This is a genomic window from Streptomyces hazeniae (genome assembly GCF_031845485.1).
Classification (GTDB): domain Bacteria; phylum Actinomycetota; class Actinomycetes; order Streptomycetales; family Streptomycetaceae; genus Streptomyces; species Streptomyces hazeniae.
In genome coordinates, this window is record NZ_JAVREQ010000123.1 from 1 (window position 1) to 480 (window position 480).

The 480-nt window shown below is 64.8% G+C and carries 1 protein-coding gene; it reads left to right on the plus strand.

Going from position 1 to position 480, the window contains the following annotated elements:
• Nucleotides 1-295 (plus strand): UvrB/UvrC motif-containing protein (locus tag RM572_RS28910; RefSeq protein ID WP_311676322.1); only part of this gene is annotated, 295 nt, incomplete at its 5' end.
• Nucleotides 296-480 lie beyond the last annotated feature (185 nt).

A 480-nucleotide genomic window follows, 5' to 3' on the forward strand; every position in this document is an offset into this window, starting at 1 on the left:
GTACCGCGAGGCCGACGATACAGAGTCGGTCGAGATCGGTGGCTCGGGACGCAACGCCTCGCGGGGCCGGCGTGCTCAGGGCGAACCCGGGCGGTCGGTCAGTGCCGGCATCGTGGAGGGCCGCGACACCACCAACATGCCGCGCGCCGAATTGGCCGATCTGATCAAGGATCTGACCGAGCAGATGATGACCGCCGCACGGGATCTGCAATTCGAGCTCGCGGCGCGGATCCGGGACGAGATTCAGGACCTGAAGAAAGAGTTGCGGGGGATGGACGCGGCCGGCCTGAAATGAGCCGGTGTTGACCTCAACGGTGGTTCAGCTTCTAGCGTCATCGATGTGACCGATACCGTGACGCCCGACATTGGCACCTGGCGGCAGTTGTTGGGCGCCAGGCATCTGGGCGCGTCCACCGTTTTGGCCGGCGGCGTACTGCTGTATGCCACCAACGAGTTCCTCACCATCAGCCTGCTTCCCAG